General features: G+C 60.2%; 34 protein-coding genes. 13 read left to right on the forward strand and 21 right to left on the reverse strand.

Features of this window, described 5'->3' with window-relative positions:
• Positions 1-131: 131 nt before the first annotated feature.
• The 21 genes from LUN51_RS06705 to LUN51_RS06805 all read right to left on the reverse strand — a co-directional run bounded on the left by LUN51_RS06705 (position 132) and on the right by LUN51_RS06805 (position 12121).
• A complete protein-coding gene (locus tag LUN51_RS06705; protein ID WP_277810635.1) occupies positions 132-302 on the reverse strand; it encodes a hypothetical protein in 171 nt (56 codons plus the stop codon).
• Positions 299-865 carry a hypothetical protein gene (locus LUN51_RS06710; protein ID WP_277810636.1) on the reverse strand — a complete coding sequence of 189 codons (567 nt, stop codon included), beginning with the start codon at positions 863-865 and terminating at the stop codon, positions 299-301. The genes LUN51_RS06705 and LUN51_RS06710 overlap by 4 nt, the downstream gene beginning before the upstream one ends.
• On the reverse strand, positions 862-1188 hold the full coding sequence (locus tag LUN51_RS06715; RefSeq protein ID WP_277810637.1) for a hypothetical protein: 327 nt from the start codon (positions 1186-1188) through the stop codon (positions 862-864). Before LUN51_RS06715 ends, LUN51_RS06710 begins: the two co-directional genes overlap by 4 nt.
• 8 nt (positions 1189-1196) lie before the next feature.
• Positions 1197-2894, reverse strand: a complete 1698-nt coding sequence (locus tag LUN51_RS06720) for a DNA cytosine methyltransferase (RefSeq protein ID WP_277810638.1) — start codon at positions 2892-2894, stop codon at positions 1197-1199.
• Positions 2895-2902: 8 nt separating this feature from the next.
• Positions 2903-3154, reverse strand: a complete 252-nt coding sequence (locus LUN51_RS06725) for a glutaredoxin domain-containing protein (protein ID WP_277810639.1) — start codon at positions 3152-3154, stop codon at positions 2903-2905.
• Positions 3151-3768, reverse strand: a complete 618-nt coding sequence (locus LUN51_RS06730; protein ID WP_277810640.1) for a hypothetical protein — start codon at positions 3766-3768, stop codon at positions 3151-3153. The genes LUN51_RS06725 and LUN51_RS06730 overlap by 4 nt, the downstream gene beginning before the upstream one ends.
• Positions 3769-3785: 17 nt before the next feature.
• Complete coding sequence (locus LUN51_RS06735) at positions 3786-4721, reverse strand: recombination-associated protein RdgC (RefSeq protein WP_277810641.1); 936 nt, start codon at positions 4719-4721, stop codon at positions 3786-3788.
• Between the two features lies 1 nt (position 4722).
• On the reverse strand, positions 4723-4959 hold the full coding sequence (locus LUN51_RS06740; protein ID WP_277810642.1) for a hypothetical protein: 237 nt from the start codon (positions 4957-4959) through the stop codon (positions 4723-4725).
• Positions 4956-5282 (reverse strand): hypothetical protein, encoded by a 327-nt coding sequence (locus LUN51_RS06745; RefSeq protein WP_277810643.1) that lies wholly within the window; start codon positions 5280-5282, stop codon positions 4956-4958. The genes LUN51_RS06740 and LUN51_RS06745 overlap by 4 nt, the downstream gene beginning before the upstream one ends.
• Before the next feature lie 10 nt (positions 5283-5292).
• Positions 5293-5556, reverse strand: coding sequence for a hypothetical protein (locus tag LUN51_RS06750; RefSeq protein WP_277810644.1), 264 nt, complete (start codon positions 5554-5556; stop codon positions 5293-5295).
• A gap of 170 nt (positions 5557-5726) precedes the next feature.
• Positions 5727-6224: a single-stranded DNA-binding protein gene (locus tag LUN51_RS06755; protein ID WP_277810645.1), complete on the reverse strand. Its 498-nt coding sequence runs from the start codon at positions 6222-6224 to the stop codon at positions 5727-5729.
• A 12-nt stretch (positions 6225-6236) separates the two neighbouring features.
• Positions 6237-7133 (reverse strand): hypothetical protein, encoded by an 897-nt coding sequence (locus LUN51_RS06760; RefSeq protein ID WP_277810646.1) that lies wholly within the window; start codon positions 7131-7133, stop codon positions 6237-6239.
• Positions 7126-7893: a Rad52/Rad22 family DNA repair protein gene (locus tag LUN51_RS06765; RefSeq protein ID WP_277810647.1), complete on the reverse strand. Its 768-nt coding sequence runs from the start codon at positions 7891-7893 to the stop codon at positions 7126-7128. Before LUN51_RS06765 ends, LUN51_RS06760 begins: the two co-directional genes overlap by 8 nt.
• A gap of 74 nt (positions 7894-7967) precedes the next feature.
• Positions 7968-8210 carry a hypothetical protein gene (locus tag LUN51_RS06770; protein ID WP_277810648.1) on the reverse strand — a complete coding sequence of 81 codons (243 nt, stop codon included), beginning with the start codon at positions 8208-8210 and terminating at the stop codon, positions 7968-7970.
• Positions 8207-8539: a hypothetical protein gene (locus tag LUN51_RS06775; protein WP_277810649.1), complete on the reverse strand. Its 333-nt coding sequence runs from the start codon at positions 8537-8539 to the stop codon at positions 8207-8209. The genes LUN51_RS06770 and LUN51_RS06775 overlap by 4 nt, the downstream gene beginning before the upstream one ends.
• A 1-nt stretch (position 8540) precedes the next feature.
• A complete protein-coding gene (locus LUN51_RS06780; RefSeq protein WP_277810650.1) occupies positions 8541-8771 on the reverse strand; it encodes a hypothetical protein in 231 nt (76 codons plus the stop codon).
• On the reverse strand, positions 8768-8995 hold the full coding sequence (locus tag LUN51_RS06785) for a hypothetical protein (protein WP_277810651.1): 228 nt from the start codon (positions 8993-8995) through the stop codon (positions 8768-8770). Before LUN51_RS06785 ends, LUN51_RS06780 begins: the two co-directional genes overlap by 4 nt.
• 157 nt (positions 8996-9152) lie before the next feature.
• On the reverse strand, positions 9153-9293 hold the full coding sequence (locus tag LUN51_RS06790) for a hypothetical protein (RefSeq protein ID WP_277810652.1): 141 nt from the start codon (positions 9291-9293) through the stop codon (positions 9153-9155).
• A 481-nt stretch (positions 9294-9774) separates the two neighbouring features.
• Positions 9775-10092, reverse strand: a complete 318-nt coding sequence (locus tag LUN51_RS06795; protein WP_277810653.1) for a DUF551 domain-containing protein — start codon at positions 10090-10092, stop codon at positions 9775-9777.
• 916 nt (positions 10093-11008) lie between these two features.
• Positions 11009-11383 (reverse strand): hypothetical protein, encoded by a 375-nt coding sequence (locus LUN51_RS06800; RefSeq protein WP_277810654.1) that lies wholly within the window; start codon positions 11381-11383, stop codon positions 11009-11011.
• Between the two features lie 66 nt (positions 11384-11449).
• Positions 11450-12121: a LexA family protein gene (locus tag LUN51_RS06805; RefSeq protein ID WP_178998760.1), complete on the reverse strand. Its 672-nt coding sequence runs from the start codon at positions 12119-12121 to the stop codon at positions 11450-11452.
• Positions 12122-12205: 84 nt separating this feature from the next.
• Between LUN51_RS06805 and LUN51_RS06810 the strand changes: the two genes are divergently transcribed.
• From LUN51_RS06810 to LUN51_RS06870, 13 genes are all read left to right on the forward strand, one after another.
• Positions 12206-12385, forward strand: coding sequence for a Cro/CI family transcriptional regulator (locus LUN51_RS06810; RefSeq protein WP_178998759.1), 180 nt, complete (start codon positions 12206-12208; stop codon positions 12383-12385).
• Positions 12386-12442: 57 nt separating this feature from the next.
• On the forward strand, positions 12443-12769 hold the full coding sequence (locus LUN51_RS06815; RefSeq protein WP_277810655.1) for a hypothetical protein: 327 nt from the start codon (positions 12443-12445) through the stop codon (positions 12767-12769).
• 19 nt (positions 12770-12788) lie between these two features.
• Positions 12789-13001, forward strand: coding sequence for a hypothetical protein (locus tag LUN51_RS06820; RefSeq protein WP_277810656.1), 213 nt, complete (start codon positions 12789-12791; stop codon positions 12999-13001).
• A 194-nt stretch (positions 13002-13195) separates the two neighbouring features.
• Complete coding sequence (locus LUN51_RS06825) at positions 13196-14023, forward strand: replication protein (protein ID WP_277810657.1); 828 nt, start codon at positions 13196-13198, stop codon at positions 14021-14023.
• Complete coding sequence (dnaB, locus tag LUN51_RS06830) at positions 14020-15408, forward strand: replicative DNA helicase (RefSeq protein WP_277810658.1); 1389 nt, start codon at positions 14020-14022, stop codon at positions 15406-15408. Before LUN51_RS06825 ends, dnaB begins: the two co-directional genes overlap by 4 nt.
• 1 nt (position 15409) lies before the next feature.
• Positions 15410-15625, forward strand: a complete 216-nt coding sequence (locus tag LUN51_RS06835; protein ID WP_277810659.1) for a hypothetical protein — start codon at positions 15410-15412, stop codon at positions 15623-15625.
• Positions 15625-15933, forward strand: coding sequence for a hypothetical protein (locus LUN51_RS06840; protein WP_277810660.1), 309 nt, complete (start codon positions 15625-15627; stop codon positions 15931-15933). The genes LUN51_RS06835 and LUN51_RS06840 overlap by 1 nt, the downstream gene beginning before the upstream one ends.
• A complete protein-coding gene (locus tag LUN51_RS06845; protein WP_277810661.1) occupies positions 15930-16178 on the forward strand; it encodes a hypothetical protein in 249 nt (82 codons plus the stop codon). Before LUN51_RS06840 ends, LUN51_RS06845 begins: the two co-directional genes overlap by 4 nt.
• On the forward strand, positions 16175-16429 hold the full coding sequence (locus LUN51_RS06850) for a Lar family restriction alleviation protein (RefSeq protein ID WP_277810662.1): 255 nt from the start codon (positions 16175-16177) through the stop codon (positions 16427-16429). The genes LUN51_RS06845 and LUN51_RS06850 overlap by 4 nt, the downstream gene beginning before the upstream one ends.
• A complete protein-coding gene (locus LUN51_RS06855; RefSeq protein ID WP_277810663.1) occupies positions 16426-16680 on the forward strand; it encodes a hypothetical protein in 255 nt (84 codons plus the stop codon). Before LUN51_RS06850 ends, LUN51_RS06855 begins: the two co-directional genes overlap by 4 nt.
• On the forward strand, positions 16677-16925 hold the full coding sequence (locus LUN51_RS06860; RefSeq protein WP_277810664.1) for a hypothetical protein: 249 nt from the start codon (positions 16677-16679) through the stop codon (positions 16923-16925). The genes LUN51_RS06855 and LUN51_RS06860 overlap by 4 nt, the downstream gene beginning before the upstream one ends.
• Positions 16922-17362, forward strand: coding sequence for a recombination protein NinB (locus tag LUN51_RS06865; protein ID WP_277810665.1), 441 nt, complete (start codon positions 16922-16924; stop codon positions 17360-17362). The genes LUN51_RS06860 and LUN51_RS06865 overlap by 4 nt, the downstream gene beginning before the upstream one ends.
• A complete protein-coding gene (locus LUN51_RS06870; RefSeq protein ID WP_277810666.1) occupies positions 17362-17493 on the forward strand; it encodes a hypothetical protein in 132 nt (43 codons plus the stop codon). The genes LUN51_RS06865 and LUN51_RS06870 overlap by 1 nt, the downstream gene beginning before the upstream one ends.
• Positions 17494-17539: the final 46 nt, after the last annotated feature.

Genomic DNA, 17539 nt, shown 5'->3' on the forward strand with positions numbered 1-17539 from the left:
CCGCACAGGGCCTACAAACAAGAAAACCGCCATCGGCGGTCGTGGTGATGCCTTGTTAATTTTTGGCGCCCTACCGTAGGGCGGGAAAAATTAACATGCCGATATTTCGGGCATATCGAATAATGCGACGATTACGGCTTGCGCTCGTCTTTTTGGTCGCTGACCGTCCCGACAATGCGCCCGCACTCCGCTTCCTCCATCACCTGAAGCCCCTCGATGAAGCCGTCGGCTTTGCCGACCTGATACCCTATTCGCAGACCAGCAACAATGGCGGCGGCGAGTAGCAAGGAAGTGGCTATCATGTGTCACCTCCCTCGGCCTGGCGGCGGTATTTATCGGCGCGAAGCAATAGCGCCCCGCGCTCTTCGCCCTTTCCGATCATCCCCGTTGGCCAGAATCTGCGCGCCATTTCTTCCAGCGCTTCCGCCTTCCACTGCGCTTTGAGGTGAGCGAGCGATTGGGTTGGCGTCTCTTTTAGCGCGCGCTTGGCATCGTCCGCATAATCCGGCGTCACTTCTCCATCGCGGGCGAGCTGGTGTAACACCGACTGACATGCTTCAAGTTCTCGCCGCAGATTCTCCACATGCGCCGCCAGAGCATCCCGCTCTTCCTTTGTCTTCTTGACGAGCTGCGGCTCGAACCCGGTCAGCTCGGTTGAGGATTCTTCTCCTAGTGCTTCCTGAACCGCACCCAGCGTCTCGCAAGCCTGGGCAAACATACGGCTGAGGCGATCTCGATCCTCGCCGAAAGACTCCAGCGTCTGGCACAGCCCCAATATGTGCTCTTTCTCGGTCGGCAGTATGTCCGGCTTGGCCGTCGCAAAGTTGTGGCTGTAGGCAATAGCCGTTTGATAGTCCGTGCTCATAAATCACGCCCCTCCACTGCGTTGACGACTCGCGTCGTTGTCTTGGTGCTCAGGTAGCCGTGCCGTAGCTGGACCTCGGTGGCCACGGTGCGCAGCACTTCCACCAATTTGCTGCGCTGCGTCTCGGTCTTTTTCAGCTTTGCCTCGGCATATTGCAGTTGCGTCGATAGCTGAAGCACCTGGCCTTCGAGCTTATCGTTTCTGCGGTTGGCGCCGTCCAGGCCGTCGAGCGCCACCGTTTTCTCTTGCTGCACTTCTTCCAGGCGCTGAGCGAGATTTTCGAACGCCTCGTCTTCTTCTCGGGTGACTGCGAGATCTGTCATGGATCCTCCTATGCCGCCTCCGGTGCGGCAGGCATGAACTTGCGTTCGTGAGTGAAATTGGCCTCGACGATGGCGCGGGCCAGCGGTGGGCAGACGCTGTTGCCGATGAGCCTGACTTGCGTGTACTTGGGAACCTTCTTGCCGCCGGCCTCGGCGAGCTGGTAGCTGGCGGGGAAGCCCTGGGCCATGGCCAACTCATGGGGCTGCAGCATCCGCATACCGATGTCGGTGATGACGTACTGCTCGCCCTCGATGGTCACGGTGACCAGCTGGAAGCGGTCCTTGGTGGTGACCGTTGGTGCCGGGTCGCGCAAGTCGCGGCCTGTCTCGCCCGAGCCACTGCCGTAGTAGGGCGCGAGGAACGCGGCCACGGCGGCGGCGTGTGTGCCGCCGGCGCATACGGTCGGCATCGGTTCGCGGATGTCTCGCCCGCCGCGCTCGCTGCCCTTGAGGTTGACCAGGTTGGCCGCGACCAGGGCGTTATGATCGGTGGCGGTGATCGTCGGTACCGGCCGGCGCAGGTCGTCACCGACGACGCCGGTGAAGTGTTTGGCGAGGAACGCCGAGACCAGGGCGCTCTTGCCGCCACCGCCCGCCGTAACTGTGCCGAGCGGATCATCGACACCGTGGCCAACACTGGCGCCGAACTGGCGGGAGATAGTCGCCGACACGATGCCCAGCGGTGCGCATCCGCCCGGGTTGACGCCTGGCCGGGTGACGTTGGCGTTGGCCGTGATGGTGTGCATCGGCTCGTCAGCACGGTGGCCGACTGCCCCGCTGCGAAACTTGGTGATGTGCGGCGCGACCACTGCGAAGCCAGGCGAGGTGGTGAGCGTCTGCATCGGCTCGTTGATGCCCTGGCCACGAAACGCCGAGTACCACGATGCGGTGTGGTTGCACTTCACGATGAACGGGTCGCCGCTCTCGATCACGTACCGCATCACCCCCTTGGCGATCCGCTTCATTGTGTTCTCGGCCAGCGGCCGGGGGCGGTCGAATATCGACTGGCAGGGTATCGACCAGTCGATGCACTCGGCCGCGGTGCGGTATGGCTTCATCTTGCCGCGCTTCACTGCGGGCGCTTCGGGCGCGGCGTGGGTCGGCTTAGGCCAGACGATGGGCAGGCCGTCTCGGCGTGCGATCAGGAACAGACGCTTGCGGATGGTCGGCGTGCCGTAGTCATGGGCGCGCAGCAGGCGCCAGTCAACGTCATACCCGTGACGCTTGAGCGCCCGGACGAATCCCCGGAAGGTCTGGCCCTTGCGCGCTGGGTCTGGCACCAACTGATCCTTGGCGTTCTTGACCAGAGGGCCCCAGTCCTGGAATTCCTCGACGTTCTCGAGGATGATTATCCGTGGCTTCACTTTCGCAGCCCACCGGGCGGCAACCCACGCCAGCCCGCGAACCGACTTCGATACCGGGCGCCCACCCTTGGCTTTGCTGTGGTGCCGGCAGTCTGGCGAGAACCAGGCCAGCCCGACCGGCATGCCCCGCGTCGCATTCTCGGGATCGATATCCCACACGTCAGCGACCGAGTGCTCGGTGTCAGGATGGTTGGCGGTGTGGACGGCGATGGCATCCGGGTCATGGTTGATGGCGAGATCAACAGGCCGGCCCAGGGCCTGTTCGATGCCTTCCGATGCACCGCCACCGCCCGCGAAGTTATCGACGACCAGCTCGTGGCCGAATAGGCTTAGATTGCTCATGCTGATTCCTATGCGTCCTTGAGTTGGCTCACCTTGAGCTGATTGATCTTGTCGGGCCGCAGGCCGCACCACTCGTCGATGAGTTCGCCGGCTTCGTTGCTGACCATGACGACTGGCAGTGAGCGGAATCCGCGCTCGCGGAACTCGGCGCGGTCGGCGTCGCTGATTGGGAATTCCTCGAAGGGAAGGCCAGCGCGCTCGAGGGCGCGCTTGGTGGTGGTGCAGTGCGTGCAGTTGGGGCCGGTGTAGACTGTGATCATGCGGCCTCGGCCTCCTTCGCCTTGTCGTACTCGCCTATGCCCCAGACGATGGCCCAGCAGCACCAGAGGTAGTGGAAGGTGTACTTTGTGCAGCGGACCTCGAAGAAGTCTGTGAACTCGAAGTCGTCGTGCTGGAATTCCATCGCGTTGCGCATGGCCACGGCTTCGAGGTCTGTTTCCTCAAGCACCTCGTCCTTTATTTCCGACCAGAGCTCGGCGGCGGCATCTTCGTCTAGCTCCTCGTCTTCGACGTAATCATCGAAGCGCTTGCGGATCTCGGCGCGGAACTCTGCCTCATCCCACTCCGTGCATATTTCGCGCGCCCCCTCGCTGCCTGCGCCGGCCTGCACTTTTTCCATCCAGTAGCCAGGGTTGATCCCGAACCGGTCGTCTTCGTCGCAAAAGAACCCGAACATGTCTCGCGTACGCGAGAACACGAAATCGCCCATATCGCCGGTGATCGCCAGGTAGCCCGGCCAAGTGGTGATGTTGAAGTGGTAGGCGCTGGAGCCGCCCCGCGAAAAGCGCAGGTGGCGGTACAGCCCGTCATCGTGCAGGACTTCCATTTCGTGGCTGGCGACGTCTTTCTGGAAGCGTTCGAGGATCGGGTGCATAAGTCTCTCCCTTTTCGTTATGGGCTGGTGGGCGCGGCCGGATCGGCCTCGCCACCTAGGCCGTCGATGAGCTGCTCGATGCACTCGCGCAGGGCGCCGGCCATGAGCACAAAGTCGCCCTCGAGACGCATGATCGGGTCGTCGTCCTCGACCTGCGAAGCTTCGTCGAGCAGGGCGTCGGCGAATCGGAGAGACTTGAGCGTGAGGTCGTCGTGCAGCATCGCGGTGACGCGTTCATCGATCTCGATCTGCAATCGTGTGACTTGGCGGCCCGACTCGAGCACGCTTTGCGTGTCGTCTGCGTCGATATCCACGCCGCTGGCGCTCCACTTGCCGTCGTCGCCCGGGTCCTCGAGGACGGCTTTCTCACCGATGCGCAGCCAGGAGGGGCGGCTCTCGGGGTGCTGTACCCAGTCCGTCATGGTTCGCGATGGAAGCTGGCGGACGGCAAGCGGCGTCACCTGGAGCGAGCCGAGGGACTGCCGCAGTAGGTCGAGAACGTCCTCGGCACGCGTGCGGCTGGCGGCGTTGACGGCGATGAGGGCGCGCTCGGTGTCCCACCACACATCGATGCGCTGTGTGCGCGTGAAAGCCCGGGGCAGAAACTCCTTGATGACCTGTTCCTTGATGGCCTGACGGTCGCGACGCGGCAAGGGGTGGCCTTCGGCAGCCTCGCGTTCGGCGGCGCGTTCCTCGACTTCCTCGCGGATTACCGAGGCGGGCAACAGGCGCTCCTGGCGCAGCAAAGTGAGCAGGCGGTGGCCTTGGATCTCATGGACGAGCTGCTGTCCGTGGCGCCCGGCTGGCGGATACCACCCCAGGCGGCGGGCTTCGCTGGATGACACCGGGCGATGAGTATGCTCAGCGAGTGCGGCTTCCAGGGTTTCGAGGGCGATGCCAGCGGCGGCCGCGTCGCCGTGCAGGCGGTAAAGGTGAATGTTCTTGAACCACATATCAGGCGTTCTCCTCGTCCAACAGCTTTACCTCGAGATCCGACATGTCGGTGAAATCCGGGTCGTTGCTCGAGTAGATGCAGTTGAGGACGTTGCTGTGCTGGATGATGGCGTTGACGGCTTGCACGAGATCGGCCTTGTCGTACCAGTCGTCGTTGACGATCGAAGTGGCGACATCCCTGAGTTCCTGGGCATCCCCGCTGATGTTCCGGCGCAAGCCGTTCATCGAGACTTTCATGCTGCGTTCTCCTGTCGTTTCTCGCATGCGATCAAGCCCTGTCGTTCCAGTTGGTGCAGGGCACCCATGTCATTCGGTGTCGCTCGCTCGAGCAGCTGGCCGTCGCGGCACCACCAGGTATTGATGCCTACCGCCACGTATTCGCCGCTTTCATAACGGCGCATGACGTAGCGCAGGTGCTGGCGGTTGCGCTCATCGGCGGAAAGCATGGCGCGCGTCTCGGCAAGCTCGTCGTGTAGCCGATCCAGGTTGCGGGCGCCCTGGGCAAGAAGGGTTTCCAACTCGTCGATGTCGGCCTGGATCGTTTCGGGATCTCGGTGCATGGCCGTCACCTCAGACGATGCGGCCGCTGGCGGAGTAGATGAGGCGGTCGATCAGCTCGAGGGTGCGCTCGTCTTTGCTCAGCACCCGCGCTTCATAGACCGCATCGAGCAGCTGGTCGAAGCTCTTGCCTTCGATGGGATCCCAGCTTGTCTCGATCAAAGAGGTCTGGCCGGCGGTATCCACTTCGCGGTTACGTGATTTCAGTTCACGCACCAGCTCTTCTGTGTCGAAGTCGTCCAGATCGACATCCACTTCGGCAGTGATTGTTGGCATTGGTCACTCCCCATTTTCTGCGTTGATGTGCCAGCGCACCGGTCAGGCATCAGTCGTCAAGTAATCCTTGACCACTGCACTGAATGAAAAGCCCCGCACGGTGGCGGGGCGATGGTTAAACAAAAAACCGGCGATGGCCGGGCGGGGAAGGGTGGTGCGCTGACTGCCGCCTAGAACGGTATGGAGTCGTCGAAGTCGTCGAAGTTGCCCGGATTCGGGGCACCGTAGCTGCCTTGGCCCTGGTTGGGCGGCTGCTGCTGAGTTCCTTGCTGGCCGCCTTGTGGCTGACCATAACCGCCACCTTGTTGCGGGGTATTCTGCTGGGGCTGACTGTAGCCACTTTGCTGCTGACCTTGCGGGCTCCCTGCTAGGCTGATTTCCTGAACCTTGAGTGTGACGGCGAATCCAGGCGAACCATCGCGCTTCTGGAACTCGCGGGTACCGATCTCGCCGGCTACCCACACCTGCTGACCCTTGACCAGATACTGGGTCAGGGCTGATTCGGCCCGCTTTCCCCAGATGCTGGCGTCCAGCCACAGGGTCGTCTTGTTGTCGCCATACCCGACATCAACGGCGACCGGGAAGCCGGCGACTGATGTGCCGCTCCCTGTCTGTCGTACCTCGGCGTTGCGCCCAATACGACCGAGGGCTGAGTAAATTCCTGACATGCTGCGCTCCTGCTATAGTGAGGCTGATAGGTCTGAGTGGGTGTGACGGATGTCGCCGCGCTGGATGGCGGATGCCACTTCTACGGCCTGGCTGGCGTCGAGGCCTGCAACCGTCTGTAGGTCCTCGAGCATTTCGCCATATGGGTCAGTAGCCGGCACGTCCTGCAGCTCATTGCCGAGCCCCTCCCAGTCGTCGGGATCTTCCTGGCTGAGCACGGTGCCACCGGCCGTGGTGACGTCACCGGAAGCTGGGGCGTCCGCCTCGGTCGGCGCCTGTGCGGCGCGCAAGCGTTCCAGCTCCGCCCGCTGACGCTCAAGCTCCGCACGCTCGGCTTCCATGCGCTCACGCTCGAGCGCGGCGGCGTGCTTATCGCGCAGCGATGCCAGCACTCGGGCCTTTTCGTCTTCGGATTCCTTGGTGATGTCGAAATAGCCTTCGGTGTCGATGGCATCGGCCGCGTCGATCAGGTCAGCCAGGCCCGATGAGTCCAGGCCCACAGCGGTGTCGAGGTAGCTGGTGACTTCCTTTGCTAGTCGCTCGCGCAACCGGGCGATGCGCTCTTGTTTTTCGCGCTCTTCTTTCTCATCTACTTCGCGCTTTGCTTCGCGGTGCGGTGACTCAAGCTGCTCAACTTCAGCTATCAGCCCCTTGGCTCGCTGGTTCACCAGCTCAATAAAATCGCGGTGCGGTTTGGTGATTGCGAGTCGAGCTTTGTCGGTCCCGGTGCGCATCTTGGTGAGCGCCTGAATCGCTTGCTTGCCGGTCTTGTAGCCCTCCTTGGCGGCGTAGTCCGGCACCGCACCGTACTTGGCTTTCAGCTCAGCCAGCTTTTGCTCGGCATTGTCGAGCTCGATCAGCTCGCTGGCGTAGGGCTGCGGGGTGGGGATGTTTTCGGCTGCGTTACCCATGGGTGGGCTCCTTTTCTTGGCGTTCAGCTTTAACTCGCGCGATGCCTTCATCGCGGGCCTTGTGGATCATGGAAATGCCCTTGGCGGGATCGACGCGCGCCACACTTGCGCGGTCGTTGATGCGCTGGAGCATGGTGTCGGCTGAGATTTCAATACTGCGCGGATGGGGGATCTTGTTGCGCAGCGTGTCGCATTCGCGCTTGAGCCAGTCGGCATAGTCGTCGCGGTACTTCTTGAGCTCAGCATCGAAGTCCTCTGCGTTCTCGAGCCGTGTCTCGGCCTCGCGCAACTGTCGATACCCAGCGTCGTCGAATAGGCCGGTATAGATGTCCGCCGCAAAGCCTAGCTGACTCAGGCACTTCTTCATCGCGTCAGTGACGGACTTCTTGGGCGCCTCGTTGTCGGTAATGAAACTTCCTTTGTTGGTCATGTAGACGGCCCGCGTGTGGCCGAAGTGCGTTACCTCGCCACGCTTTCCCTCCCATTCGTACCAAAGGGTAAGCTGGCAAGTGTGGGTTTGCTCATAGCCGATGACCTGCTCCTTGAGTAGCACCGGCGCGCCCTGGTCGAATCGATCAACGTCGATGCTGTAGCCCCACCCGATGCCCTGGGGTCCGAATAGCTTGGTGGCCAACTTGACCATGTGCATGGTGTCGATCGCGGAGATCTTCTGGCCATTAACCGTCGCTGGCTTTACCGCGTCGGTAGGCGTCTTTTCCACCTGAGCCCACAGCGCGAGGTGGTTGTTTTCCTGCGTCATGAGGTATGCTCTCCATGATTCATTTCGCGTGGATCATCCGGCCCGCCACCAGTTGTCCCTAGTGGTGGGCTTCTTTATTCTTGGTCCGGCCAACCTAGGTGCTGGCGAACGATGCTCTCTGCTCGATCCAGTAGCTCCTCGTCTTTGACGATGATGCTTTGCACCTTCCGGTAGCTACGGCCCTCGCCAACACCAAGGCTTATGCTCATCCCGTTGCTGCCAAAGGAAGTGCTGTACAGCTTGAAGGATTGCTGATCGAGCCAGCCCGGAAGTGCGCCAAGCCCTTTTTCGCTGCAGAGTATGAACGGCTTGCTCATGCCGCCTCCTTGCGCCCAGCCATCACAACCTGCGCATACTCCTGACACATGCCCGACGCCTCGTCATACGCAATGCGCCCGAGATCGGCATGGCCGCGCTCTCGATCTGCGATGTTGTGCGATAGGGACGCTTGATGGACCGCTGCCCAAAAATCCGCGCGTTCGCCAAGGCGCTCTTTCAGTGATTCTTGATCGCAGTGCGGGGCAACATCGTCGCCGCGCTCGATAACCTCAACGGCATCATCGATCAGGGCGCGATAGGCATCGTGTTCGGCGTTGCGGCGATCCAGCACGGTGAATGCAGCTGCCTCATGATTTTCGATAGCCATTTCATGCGCTCCAAATCTGCAAGTGAGCCGGCTTGGCGCCGTTGACGCGCTCGGCGTATTCCACCGCGCGCTTCCCGTTGCGCAGCTCTTCCGGCGTTGGCGCCTTATCATTTTCTCCACGCCGCGCGATCGGTATGCGCCGATAAACCGGGCGCTGGTGAGGATCAATGTCGATAACGCGCTTGTCTTCGTGTACGAGACGCGTCACAGCCCCTTCGTTGATTGCGATCATGATGTGCGCTCCAGTTCGCCAAGGAGGGCGTCGGCCATCCCGATGGACTGTTGGGCAAGTATCTCGGGTGAGTAGGGATGCTTGTAGGCGGCGGCTTCTATCATTGCCTGCATCGCCATGGCCGCGAAGTGCTCGCGCTTGGTGAGGCCGTGGTAAGCCGCTGCGGCGTGGCCATCGTAATCGAAGTCAACGAAAGGCATTGCCGGCATATCTGCGTTTTTCATGACGCTCTCCTCGAAACAGTGGTGATTGTCGGCTGGTCAATTCCTGCACGGTGCGCGGCCTTAAGCGCCTGACGCTTACTGCAGAAAGGCGATCCAGGCAGGTCAGGGCGCGGCGTCTGAATGCGCCCGCGCGGCTCGATGGCGATATATCTAGTGCTCATGTCTCGTATACCTCCCGTGTCTCGCGCTCGACGCGCCGCTGTTCGTGCCAGCGCTCGATGTCACGGCGGCGGGCGTAGATACTCGCGGCTTTTCGATCATCGTCGTTACGTTGCTGTTGTCGTGTAATAGGCTGCATACCAACCTCCTGAAATAAAAAAGCCCGCCGGAGAAGGGCGGGCGAAGGAGCCTTGCGGCTCACGCAGGGAATTAGGGATGCGATGGCCGGCAGCTCATTCCGGCTTGCGACTCTCTGGCATGATCGGCTGTAGAGCCGCGTGCGGGAACGCCAATTCACAGACACTGCTCATCGCTACTGAGCAACTCATCGCATCGGGGAGGGCTCGGTTACTGCGACTCCGCCTGCCTTTTCGGCGTGGCTTTCCGTCATTTCGCCGAACCCTCTCCGATGCCGCCTGTATTCCGGCCCAGGCGGAGGCGCTTGGCCGCACTGCGTAGCGGATCACGTGGTGCTCACTCTCGTGGCTGGACAACCGCCTTATGGTTAGCGGCGCAGGTCCTGCAAATCACAACCCAATCGCCCAGGTTGTCGAGCGTCTGGTAAGGCATCATGTCGCCGCCGTTTCTTACTTGGTCATCCCTTCCGCCGTTGTCATAGTTCAGGCTGGCGTCGTAAAAGGCTTTGCCTCCGCATACGTCACACAGCCGATAATCACTGAGCGCCATCTCTCCTCCTTCACGCCCTGCGGCGCGGTGCGGGGTGGTGCCGGTAGCGGCATCCAGTGGGTAATTCCGTTGTCATAGAAGCCTGATGAGTGCTGCCATTTGCTGAAGCCCTCGGCTGCCTCGTCATTGAAGTAACAGAGAGCGTCCTCCCAATCCGCTGGCGGCTTTCTCGTGTATAGCGTCGAGCATGCGGGGTATATGCCAGAAACTTCCGGCAGCCGCTCCTCGACGCTGATCCATCCGTTATCCATCCTGCTCTCCTGTCGTTGTGCATCCGAGAGGGCTGGCCGGTCGCCAATCCGACTTCGACTTACATGGCGTCTCGGGTTCTCGCAAGCAGCCGCACTGTTCGTGGTTCATCCCCTAGCCTTAGCGAGCCTGTCGATACCCTACCCAGTCGATTACCTACGCTTTGCGGGCATCATTCTCTGGTTACTCTCTCGACATCGCGCTTCTCCCTCAGGGCGCTCAATGCGTTTTCCCCTGATAGCTTTCAGCGCCGCAGCCCTCTCGGATGGCCCCTGATCTCGGCTCAGGGGTGGGCCTTTTTGCGTATTTCTGTCATTGCGCCCGCCTACAATCTCGCTCCGCGATGCGAGCCGTTGCGGCGCTCCCGACCTGCCTACTTCCCGGTGACGTTTTGGCCTTAGTGCCGGCAAGACGCGCTCAGCGCCAATAGTCGGCCTTTTCAACCTCAGCGGTCGCGGTTCCGCTGTCGTCATCAGGAAGAACAGCCAAATATCGAACATTTGCTGCCTCCTCTGAATCCCGAAAACGACTCACGGAATCGTCTTGAGGATACCCACCAGTTCTCGCCCTGGTGGGCCGGCGGCCGGTTACAGCGTCCGGCGACCTTGCGCGGGCTTGGTTATCGCCCTGGCCTGCATACACGCCACAATGCGACGCGCGGAATCTTTGCCAATATTTCGACAGCCTTGGCTTGGCGTGCTCCCAGCGACCTCTCGGAGATGCAATCCCCTACGGGCGGCTGGGGTTTTCATTGTTAAAGAGCATCGGCCTGGTAGGGCCGGGTATTGCGTCGTGCTGGTATTTACTTTAAGCATGCTTAAATCCGAGGTCAAGCGGTTCACTAAAATAATTTCAGAATGCTTAACTGTTGGCCACAAAAAACCCGCCTCGATGGGCGGGTTAAGAAGAGGTGGCGGGTTAGTTACAGCCGGCAATACCGCAGTTCGTGGTCCCTGAGTAGGGATTGCCGTTGGAGTCCATGCCGTTGTGATAGGTGGTGTCGCCGATCTGAGTGGATGTGCCACTCCACGAGTCGCCGTCGGCGCTCATGCCGTTATGGTAGGTAGTGTTGCCGATTCGCTGGCTGGTCTGGTTCCAGCTCGATCCCGTGCTGGAGTTATACCCCCTAGTATACGTCTGATTGCCAATCTTTTGAACGCTGTAGCTATTGCCAGACTGGGCGTCATAGCAGCTTTTGAAGTTGCCAGTACCGGTGCAGCCGGCGCTGGCTGTGGCGCTCATGATGGCAAGACTCACGCCCAGGGAGAGGGCGGCTAGCGTCTTCATGATCATGGTTGGTTCCCTTTGTTTGCTATTGCTTGACCCCGCTCTGTGTCGGGTTCATTCAATATAGCAGATTTAGCGCTGCCTCATTTCCATCTGGGCCATCACGACACCCTGAACCTTGCAATTGCCGTTGATCGTTATGTATGGATCCCTTAGCGCCGAGTTCACCGCCTTAAGCATGCGGCCAGCACCAGGATCTTCGATGTAGCGCTTAAACGTCGCCTCTCCGGTTTCGGTCATGATCGCAATCACGTCATCGCCAGACTCGGGCGGCACATCGGGATCGACGAAAATGATGCGACCAGGTGGATATTTGTCGAGCATGCTTTCGCCGACAACTTTGAGCGCGTAAGTGTTCGGGCCGCAATTCGGTGGCCTCGGGTACCAATTGGTGCTCTCGGGGTCGAGGTCTACGAAGCATATTTCAGTGAAGCTTCCCGCCTGTATCCAGGATATCTCGGGTACTTGGCTGAGCATTTCTGGACCGGGCGCCAACTCCTCAACTGAGTACTTCGCTGACGGCTCGTTGAGCTCAAGCATCTCCCCCTTCCCGTCAATGAGCCACGTGTAGGACACGCCTGTAGCCCTTGCCAGCTTGAGCAAGTTGTCAGCTTTCGGGGCGTTCGTATCGGCGTTCAGCCACTGCGTCACGGCCGATGGCGAGACCCCACACAGCTTGGCGATGGCAGACCTCGTCATGCCGCTGTTCTTGATGGCCAGTTCGATGCGTTCGGTGATTTTCATTTAAGCGAGCTTAAAACAGTGAGGGTTAAGCATGCTTGTAGATATGAATTCAGTATGCTTAAATTCGGCGAAAGGGAGGGGCTCATGAAAACCTCAGATGCAATTGAATATTTCGGCGGAAAGAAGATCGAGCTGGCGCGCGCGCTGGGACTTTCCCCATCAGCCATAACCCAGTGGGGCGACAGCGTCCCTGTGCGGCGCCAGTACGAGCTTGAACGTCTAACCAAGGGTGATCTCAAGGTCGCCGAGCCCGTCGCTGCATGATTTACCAGCCGCCTGCCTGTGAAGGCCGCGAGACCGCAACTGAAGAAGGACCTACACATGCTTTCGTACCTCACAGATCGCCGCCATAAGCCGGAGGAAGAGCAGCTCCGGAATTTGGTGAAGCCGCGCTTTACCGATGCCGAGATCGAGGAAATCGAGCAAGAGGCGGCAATGCATTTTGGCGGCAAGTTAGCGCCCGCCGTGCGCGAGTACGCATTACTCGGCATGGAAGTCGCTCGCCAGCGGCGTCAGAAATTGATTGAGCGCCTGGCCAGCGGCGCGCCGACCGATGAGGCCGATCGGCAAGAGCTGGCGCAATTGCTGGCTGGCATGGCCGAACGAAGCCTGACCGACACCAGTATCGACAAACGTGACACGGCCTAACAGGGCCAAGGAGTCCGCGATGATTGATCGCGAAACACTCAACCAGGCATTCGCGCTGATGTCTGACGACGCCCAGAACAACGCATGCAATGAAGCGGCGACGCGCGGCATGCCCGTCGCTGACGTGATGCTCGAGCGTTGCCTGGATGACGTGCAAGGGCAGCTCTATGCGCTGCGCACGAAGGGGCGTACGTCGCCTGAACTGAGAGTAGTGAAGGGCGGCCGGGCGTAAGTCCGGCTGTTTCGATAAGAGGGCCTAGCAGGTCTACCGGATACGAAAAACCCGCCTGATGGCTGGGGAGCCGGCGGGTTTCACGTCAAACAATCGAGGTAATTATGGCAAATGTCGCAGAGCTTGAACAGTACCGTGAGCGTCGTGATGACGCCCAATCGCCAGGGCCTGATAGGACTGGCAGGAGCATCCAAGTGGAGGACGGATTTACCCGGACGGCGAACGCTCTTGTGGAAGCCTTCGCGCGTTCGCCGCTAACCAGCCGGGAAGCGCGCGTGGTCCGTGTCGTCGAGCGCATGACCTATGGCTGGAATAAGCCCGAAGACTGGATCGCCGCTTCCGTTATTAGCGAGATGACCGGCATGTCCGAGGGTAAGTGCTCCGAGACGTTGAACGGGCTCATCCGTAAGCGGGTGCTGATCCGGAATGGCGGTGGGCGCTCTCCGGTGCGCATCAACAAGGATGTCGATCAGTGGGATTTCACCGCCCAGAAGAAGCGAGTTACCCCAAAACGGAAAGCCGATCCAGATTGGGGTAAGTCACCCCAAAATGGGGTATCTGAGTCACCCCAAAATGGGGATACACCGAAAGACAGGAAAGACATAACCCCTCCCTCTAACGAGGGAGAGCGTACCGGTGAACCGGAACGCGATTCGCCGAGCAACGAGAAGTCCAGCTCTAAGCTCCCCAATTGCCCACACGAGGAGATCCTCGACCTTTGGGCCGAGATCATGCCTGAAAAGCCTCAGCACTCCAAAAACCTCTGGCAGGGAACTGAGCGAGCCCGCCACCTGGCTGCGCGCTGGAAAGCCGGATTCACGATCAAGCACGAGCGCACTGGTAAACCGTTGTACACCACCCGCGAGGAAGGCATCGCCTGGTGGGGTAAGTTCTTCCGTTTCCTGCGCAAATCAGAATTTCTGATGAGCGATAACCACTGGTTCAAGCTGGCGTGGGCCGTAAAACGAGAAAACTTCGTAAAAATCATGGAGCTCTCTTATCACGACGGGGGTGAGGCATGAGCCTGTACAGCCATGAGGCCGAGCAGAGCGTCATCGGCGCCTGCCTGATGGAAAACGTCTTGATCGACCGTCTCGCCGACGTGATCACTCATCGCGATTTTGCCGCCCTGGAGCACGGGGTTATCTGGTCGGCGATGACGCGCCTGCGCAACGCTGGCCAAGCCGTGGATATCGTTACTGTCGATGAACGCCTGGAGCTTGACCATACCAGCGGCGACGTGGGCGGTCTTGCCTATCTGGCGGAGATTGCTCGGAATACGCCCAGCGCCAATAACGCGGCGACCTACGCCGAAATCGTTGCAGACCTGTCAGCACGGCGCCGGTTGCTGGATGAGCTGGTGTGCATCGATGGCATGGCGCGCGATAAGAATCGTCCGCTGTTGACTGTGGTCGATGACGCCCAGGGGCGCATGTCGCGGCTTATTCGTGCAGATGCCGACCAGGCGGGCCCGATGAGCAGCGAGTTAGGTGACATGCTCGATGAGATCGATCGTAAGTGGAGTGGCGAGCAAGATGCGATGGGTTTGTCGTTCGGCTTGAAAGATCTGGACCGCCGCACGATGGGTATGCATCCGGGGCAGCTGATCCTCGTCGGCGGCCGTCCTGCGTCGGGCAAAACGGCTTTCGCACTTAACATTCTTCGCGCTTGTTGCGTTCAGGGTCAGAAGCCAGCGGTGATTTTCTCAATGGAGATGGACCGTAGGGCGTTACGCAACCGCATGGCGGCTGCCATTGGAAACCTGCCGCTGCAGGCGATACGCGACCCTCGCACCCACATGAATGATGAGCACTGGCCGAAGCTGGCCCTGTCTGTGCAATCCCTCAAGGACGCTCCCCTAATCGTCGATGACCGTGCCGGCATGACGCCGAGCCAGCTCCGTGGCGCGGCTAAGCGTTGGCGGGATCACTACGGCGAACTTGGCGTCGTCATGGTCGATTACATGCAACTGATGCGGCCTGATGGAAAGCATGGCAGCCGCGAACAGGAAGTTTCCGAGATGAGTCGCTCCATGAAGTTACTGGCCAAGGAGCTAGGTTGCCCTGTCGTGGCACTCTCGCAGCTCAACCGTGGACTGGAGAGCCGCTCTGACAAACGCCCGATGATGTCCGACCTCCGCGAGTCAGGGTCTCTAGAGCAGGACGCCGACCTGATTTTATTCCTCTACCGCAACGAGGTTTACCACCCGGAAGACACGCTCACCCAAGGCGTGGCCGAAATCATCATCGGAAAACAGCGCGAAGGCGATATCGGAACGGTTTACGCCCAGGCGAAATTGGCGAATGCCAGGTTCGATGACCTGGACCACGAGACTGTCGGGCAGATGATAGACGCCTCCAAACCTCAACCCAAGCCGGGGAAGCGCTCGGCCATGGCGGATATATGACATGAGCATTCCAGCCACCAGCGTATTCAAGCCACGGGAACTCGAGGCGCTGAGGCGCCAAGGCATCGTTCCGCTTCGTTATTTCTTCTCCACCGGCGAGGTTCTGGTTGAAATTGATGGCCAGCCGCATGGAGTTGATGTGGATTTTCTCCGTCGCCGAGCGAATCCCGGCGTATGGAACCGCGTCGTCAACTGGTTGATTGGGAGGGCTGCTTAATGGGAACCGTTACCGAGCTGACACCGCGCCGAAACCGGCGCCTGGACAACCCGAAAAGCCAACTGGGGCGCGTCTACCTGGTGATGCGAGACGCCCCAGGCTGGCTACAACTCCATGAAATCGGCGACGCCATCCTCGAGCGCTTCGAGCGTATGGATAGCCATGCCGCGATCTCGGCACGGCTCCGCGAGCTGCGTGGCCACGGTGTGACGATTGCCAGTCGAGAGGCGCCGGGCGCCGTGGGTACTAGGCCCCACCAGTACCTAATGATGTCGGGCAGCGGCGACGACTCAGGGGGTGCTGCGTGATGAAACCCATCCCGACAAACTGCCGCCGCCGCTCATCGTTCACCGATGACGCCGATCACGCATTGCGCATGGCCGAGGATCGCGCGGAGATAGCTGGACGTCGCTACGGCATTTTCTCCGCCGGCCTGGGCCGCTACCGCGTCGCCCGCGTTGCCGGCAATCCGGCTGGGGCGCTGGAGATCGTGACGCCCTCATGGAGCTATGACGCCGAATATCGCAATCAGAAAACAGGGGAGGCGGCGTGAACAAAGATGGATTTCTACCGTGCCCTTTTTGCGGTGACGCTCTGGTCGCTGCGGAAGCTACAGAGGTTGGCTTCCGGGCAAAATGCTTGAGCTGCATTGCGAAGTCCGATGTTCATCCAAGCATCGCGAACGCCAAGCACGCATGGAATAAGCGATCAAGCGCCAAAGAAAAAGAATCCTATCGTCTCGGCTGGAAGGAATGCCGCAAGGCAATGATGGACGCAACGACGAATGCTCGAGGTGACGCATGACCAACGTAACCCAATTCCCGGCCCGCGAATTCGACCTGCCGATGGAGGTGCTGGGCGTCCTGATGCGCCAGGCCGAGCCAACGGTGCATGAGATCGCGCACGACATCGCGATGAACCACAAATACCAAATGGATAGCGCCGATTTCGCTGTGGCTCTCAACCGCTTGCGCGACCTGGGCTACGAAATCCTCGAGCACGACGACCCGGACGGCGTGCGTTATGAGCTGGTGCAGCCGGAGGGGGCGGCATGAAACTAACCGCTTATGAACTGGGCCGCAAACGCCCGACTGACGCCTTGAAACAAACGCCGCGCATGACAGACCCGGAGTGGCGCCGTGAGTTGCTAGAGCGGGCGCGCGATGTCCTTGGCAGCTATACCGCCATCACTCAAAAGACCGGTGTTCCATCGTCAAGCATCAGTCGTTGGAAAAGTGGTAATCGCCCCATTCCTGATCGCTACATACCGCTGCTGATCGAAGTCGTGGAGGGCCCATGAGCAAGGAACTTCTCATCGACGTCAGCAACAGCGAGGAAATCGAGTTCGCCATCGCCCGCGCCAAGCATGCCATCAGCAAGGGATTAGAGCGCGCCCCAATTCAGATCGCACTGCGGCACAAGCAAGCCCGGCGCACAACCGACCAAAATCGTTTGCTGTGGGCCATTCTTCGCGACGTTGCTGAGCAGGTCGAATGGTACGGCCAGCACCTTACAAGCGAGGAATGGAAGGATGTATTCACAGTCTCTCTCAAGCGTCAAAAGGTCGTTCCGGGTATCGATGGTGGATTCATCATGGTCGGTGGCCGCACCTCGAAAATGACCAAACAGGAGTTCTCCGATCTGGTCGAGCTCATTAATGCATTCGGCAATGACCATGGCGTGCGCTGGAGCGATCCGGCGCTGAAGGCCTACGAGCAGATCAAGGAGGCCGCGTAATGGGTGAGTGCGAAAAGTGTGGCGATCAAGCTATTGGCTTCAACGATGACGGCGACCTGCTTTGCGAAGACTGCATTTTCGAGCAGACGTGCGAGGAACTATTCGGCGACGAGTGGGGTGGCGACGAATGAAACGGTCAGCGATCCAGCGCAAATCCCCGCTACGCGCCAAGTCGCC

The sequence above is a fragment of the Chromohalobacter canadensis genome (assembly GCF_029544075.1).
Taxonomy (GTDB): Bacteria; Pseudomonadota; Gammaproteobacteria; order Pseudomonadales; family Halomonadaceae; genus Chromohalobacter; species Chromohalobacter canadensis_A.

Coding starts and splice junctions, on each gene's coding strand:
- LUN51_RS06735 (WP_277810641.1), bottom strand. CDS start 4,721: ATGTGGTTCAAGAACATTCACCTTTACCGCCTGCACGGCGACGCGGCC.
- LUN51_RS06715 (WP_277810637.1), bottom strand. CDS start 1,188: ATGACAGATCTCGCAGTCACCCGAGAAGAAGACGAGGCGTTCGAAAAT.
- LUN51_RS06820 (WP_277810656.1), top strand. CDS start 12,789: ATGATTGATCGCGAAACACTCAACCAGGCATTCGCGCTGATGTCTGAC.
- LUN51_RS06725 (WP_277810639.1), bottom strand. CDS start 3,154: ATGATCACAGTCTACACCGGCCCCAACTGCACGCACTGCACCACCACC.
- LUN51_RS06840 (WP_277810660.1), top strand. CDS start 15,625: ATGGGAACCGTTACCGAGCTGACACCGCGCCGAAACCGGCGCCTGGAC.
- LUN51_RS06795 (WP_277810653.1), bottom strand. CDS start 10,092: ATGGATAACGGATGGATCAGCGTCGAGGAGCGGCTGCCGGAAGTTTCT.
- LUN51_RS06780 (WP_277810650.1), bottom strand. CDS start 8,771: ATGATCGCAATCAACGAAGGGGCTGTGACGCGTCTCGTACACGAAGAC.
- LUN51_RS06705 (WP_277810635.1), bottom strand. CDS start 302: ATGATAGCCACTTCCTTGCTACTCGCCGCCGCCATTGTTGCTGGTCTG.
- LUN51_RS06855 (WP_277810663.1), top strand. CDS start 16,426: ATGACCAACGTAACCCAATTCCCGGCCCGCGAATTCGACCTGCCGATG.
- LUN51_RS06710 (WP_277810636.1), bottom strand. CDS start 865: ATGAGCACGGACTATCAAACGGCTATTGCCTACAGCCACAACTTTGCG.
- LUN51_RS06870 (WP_277810666.1), top strand. CDS start 17,362: ATGGGTGAGTGCGAAAAGTGTGGCGATCAAGCTATTGGCTTCAACGAT.
- LUN51_RS06815 (WP_277810655.1), top strand. CDS start 12,443: ATGCTTTCGTACCTCACAGATCGCCGCCATAAGCCGGAGGAAGAGCAG.
- LUN51_RS06740 (WP_277810642.1), bottom strand. CDS start 4,959: ATGAAAGTCTCGATGAACGGCTTGCGCCGGAACATCAGCGGGGATGCC.
- LUN51_RS06805 (WP_178998760.1), bottom strand. CDS start 12,121: ATGAAAATCACCGAACGCATCGAACTGGCCATCAAGAACAGCGGCATG.
- LUN51_RS06775 (WP_277810649.1), bottom strand. CDS start 8,539: ATGGCTATCGAAAATCATGAGGCAGCTGCATTCACCGTGCTGGATCGC.
- LUN51_RS06755 (WP_277810645.1), bottom strand. CDS start 6,224: ATGTCAGGAATTTACTCAGCCCTCGGTCGTATTGGGCGCAACGCCGAG.
- LUN51_RS06720 (WP_277810638.1), bottom strand. CDS start 2,894: ATGAGCAATCTAAGCCTATTCGGCCACGAGCTGGTCGTCGATAACTTC.
- LUN51_RS06865 (WP_277810665.1), top strand. CDS start 16,922: ATGAGCAAGGAACTTCTCATCGACGTCAGCAACAGCGAGGAAATCGAG.
- LUN51_RS06770 (WP_277810648.1), bottom strand. CDS start 8,210: ATGAGCAAGCCGTTCATACTCTGCAGCGAAAAAGGGCTTGGCGCACTT.
- LUN51_RS06745 (WP_277810643.1), bottom strand. CDS start 5,282: ATGCACCGAGATCCCGAAACGATCCAGGCCGACATCGACGAGTTGGAA.
- LUN51_RS06835 (WP_277810659.1), top strand. CDS start 15,410: ATGAGCATTCCAGCCACCAGCGTATTCAAGCCACGGGAACTCGAGGCG.
- LUN51_RS06785 (WP_277810651.1), bottom strand. CDS start 8,995: ATGAAAAACGCAGATATGCCGGCAATGCCTTTCGTTGACTTCGATTAC.
- LUN51_RS06750 (WP_277810644.1), bottom strand. CDS start 5,556: ATGCCAACAATCACTGCCGAAGTGGATGTCGATCTGGACGACTTCGAC.
- LUN51_RS06730 (WP_277810640.1), bottom strand. CDS start 3,768: ATGCACCCGATCCTCGAACGCTTCCAGAAAGACGTCGCCAGCCACGAA.
- dnaB (WP_277810658.1), top strand. CDS start 14,020: ATGAGCCTGTACAGCCATGAGGCCGAGCAGAGCGTCATCGGCGCCTGC.
- LUN51_RS06800 (WP_277810654.1), bottom strand. CDS start 11,383: ATGATCATGAAGACGCTAGCCGCCCTCTCCCTGGGCGTGAGTCTTGCC.
- LUN51_RS06765 (WP_277810647.1), bottom strand. CDS start 7,893: ATGACGCAGGAAAACAACCACCTCGCGCTGTGGGCTCAGGTGGAAAAG.
- LUN51_RS06760 (WP_277810646.1), bottom strand. CDS start 7,133: ATGGGTAACGCAGCCGAAAACATCCCCACCCCGCAGCCCTACGCCAGC.
- LUN51_RS06810 (WP_178998759.1), top strand. CDS start 12,206: ATGAAAACCTCAGATGCAATTGAATATTTCGGCGGAAAGAAGATCGAG.
- LUN51_RS06860 (WP_277810664.1), top strand. CDS start 16,677: ATGAAACTAACCGCTTATGAACTGGGCCGCAAACGCCCGACTGACGCC.
- LUN51_RS06790 (WP_277810652.1), bottom strand. CDS start 9,293: ATGCAGCCTATTACACGACAACAGCAACGTAACGACGATGATCGAAAA.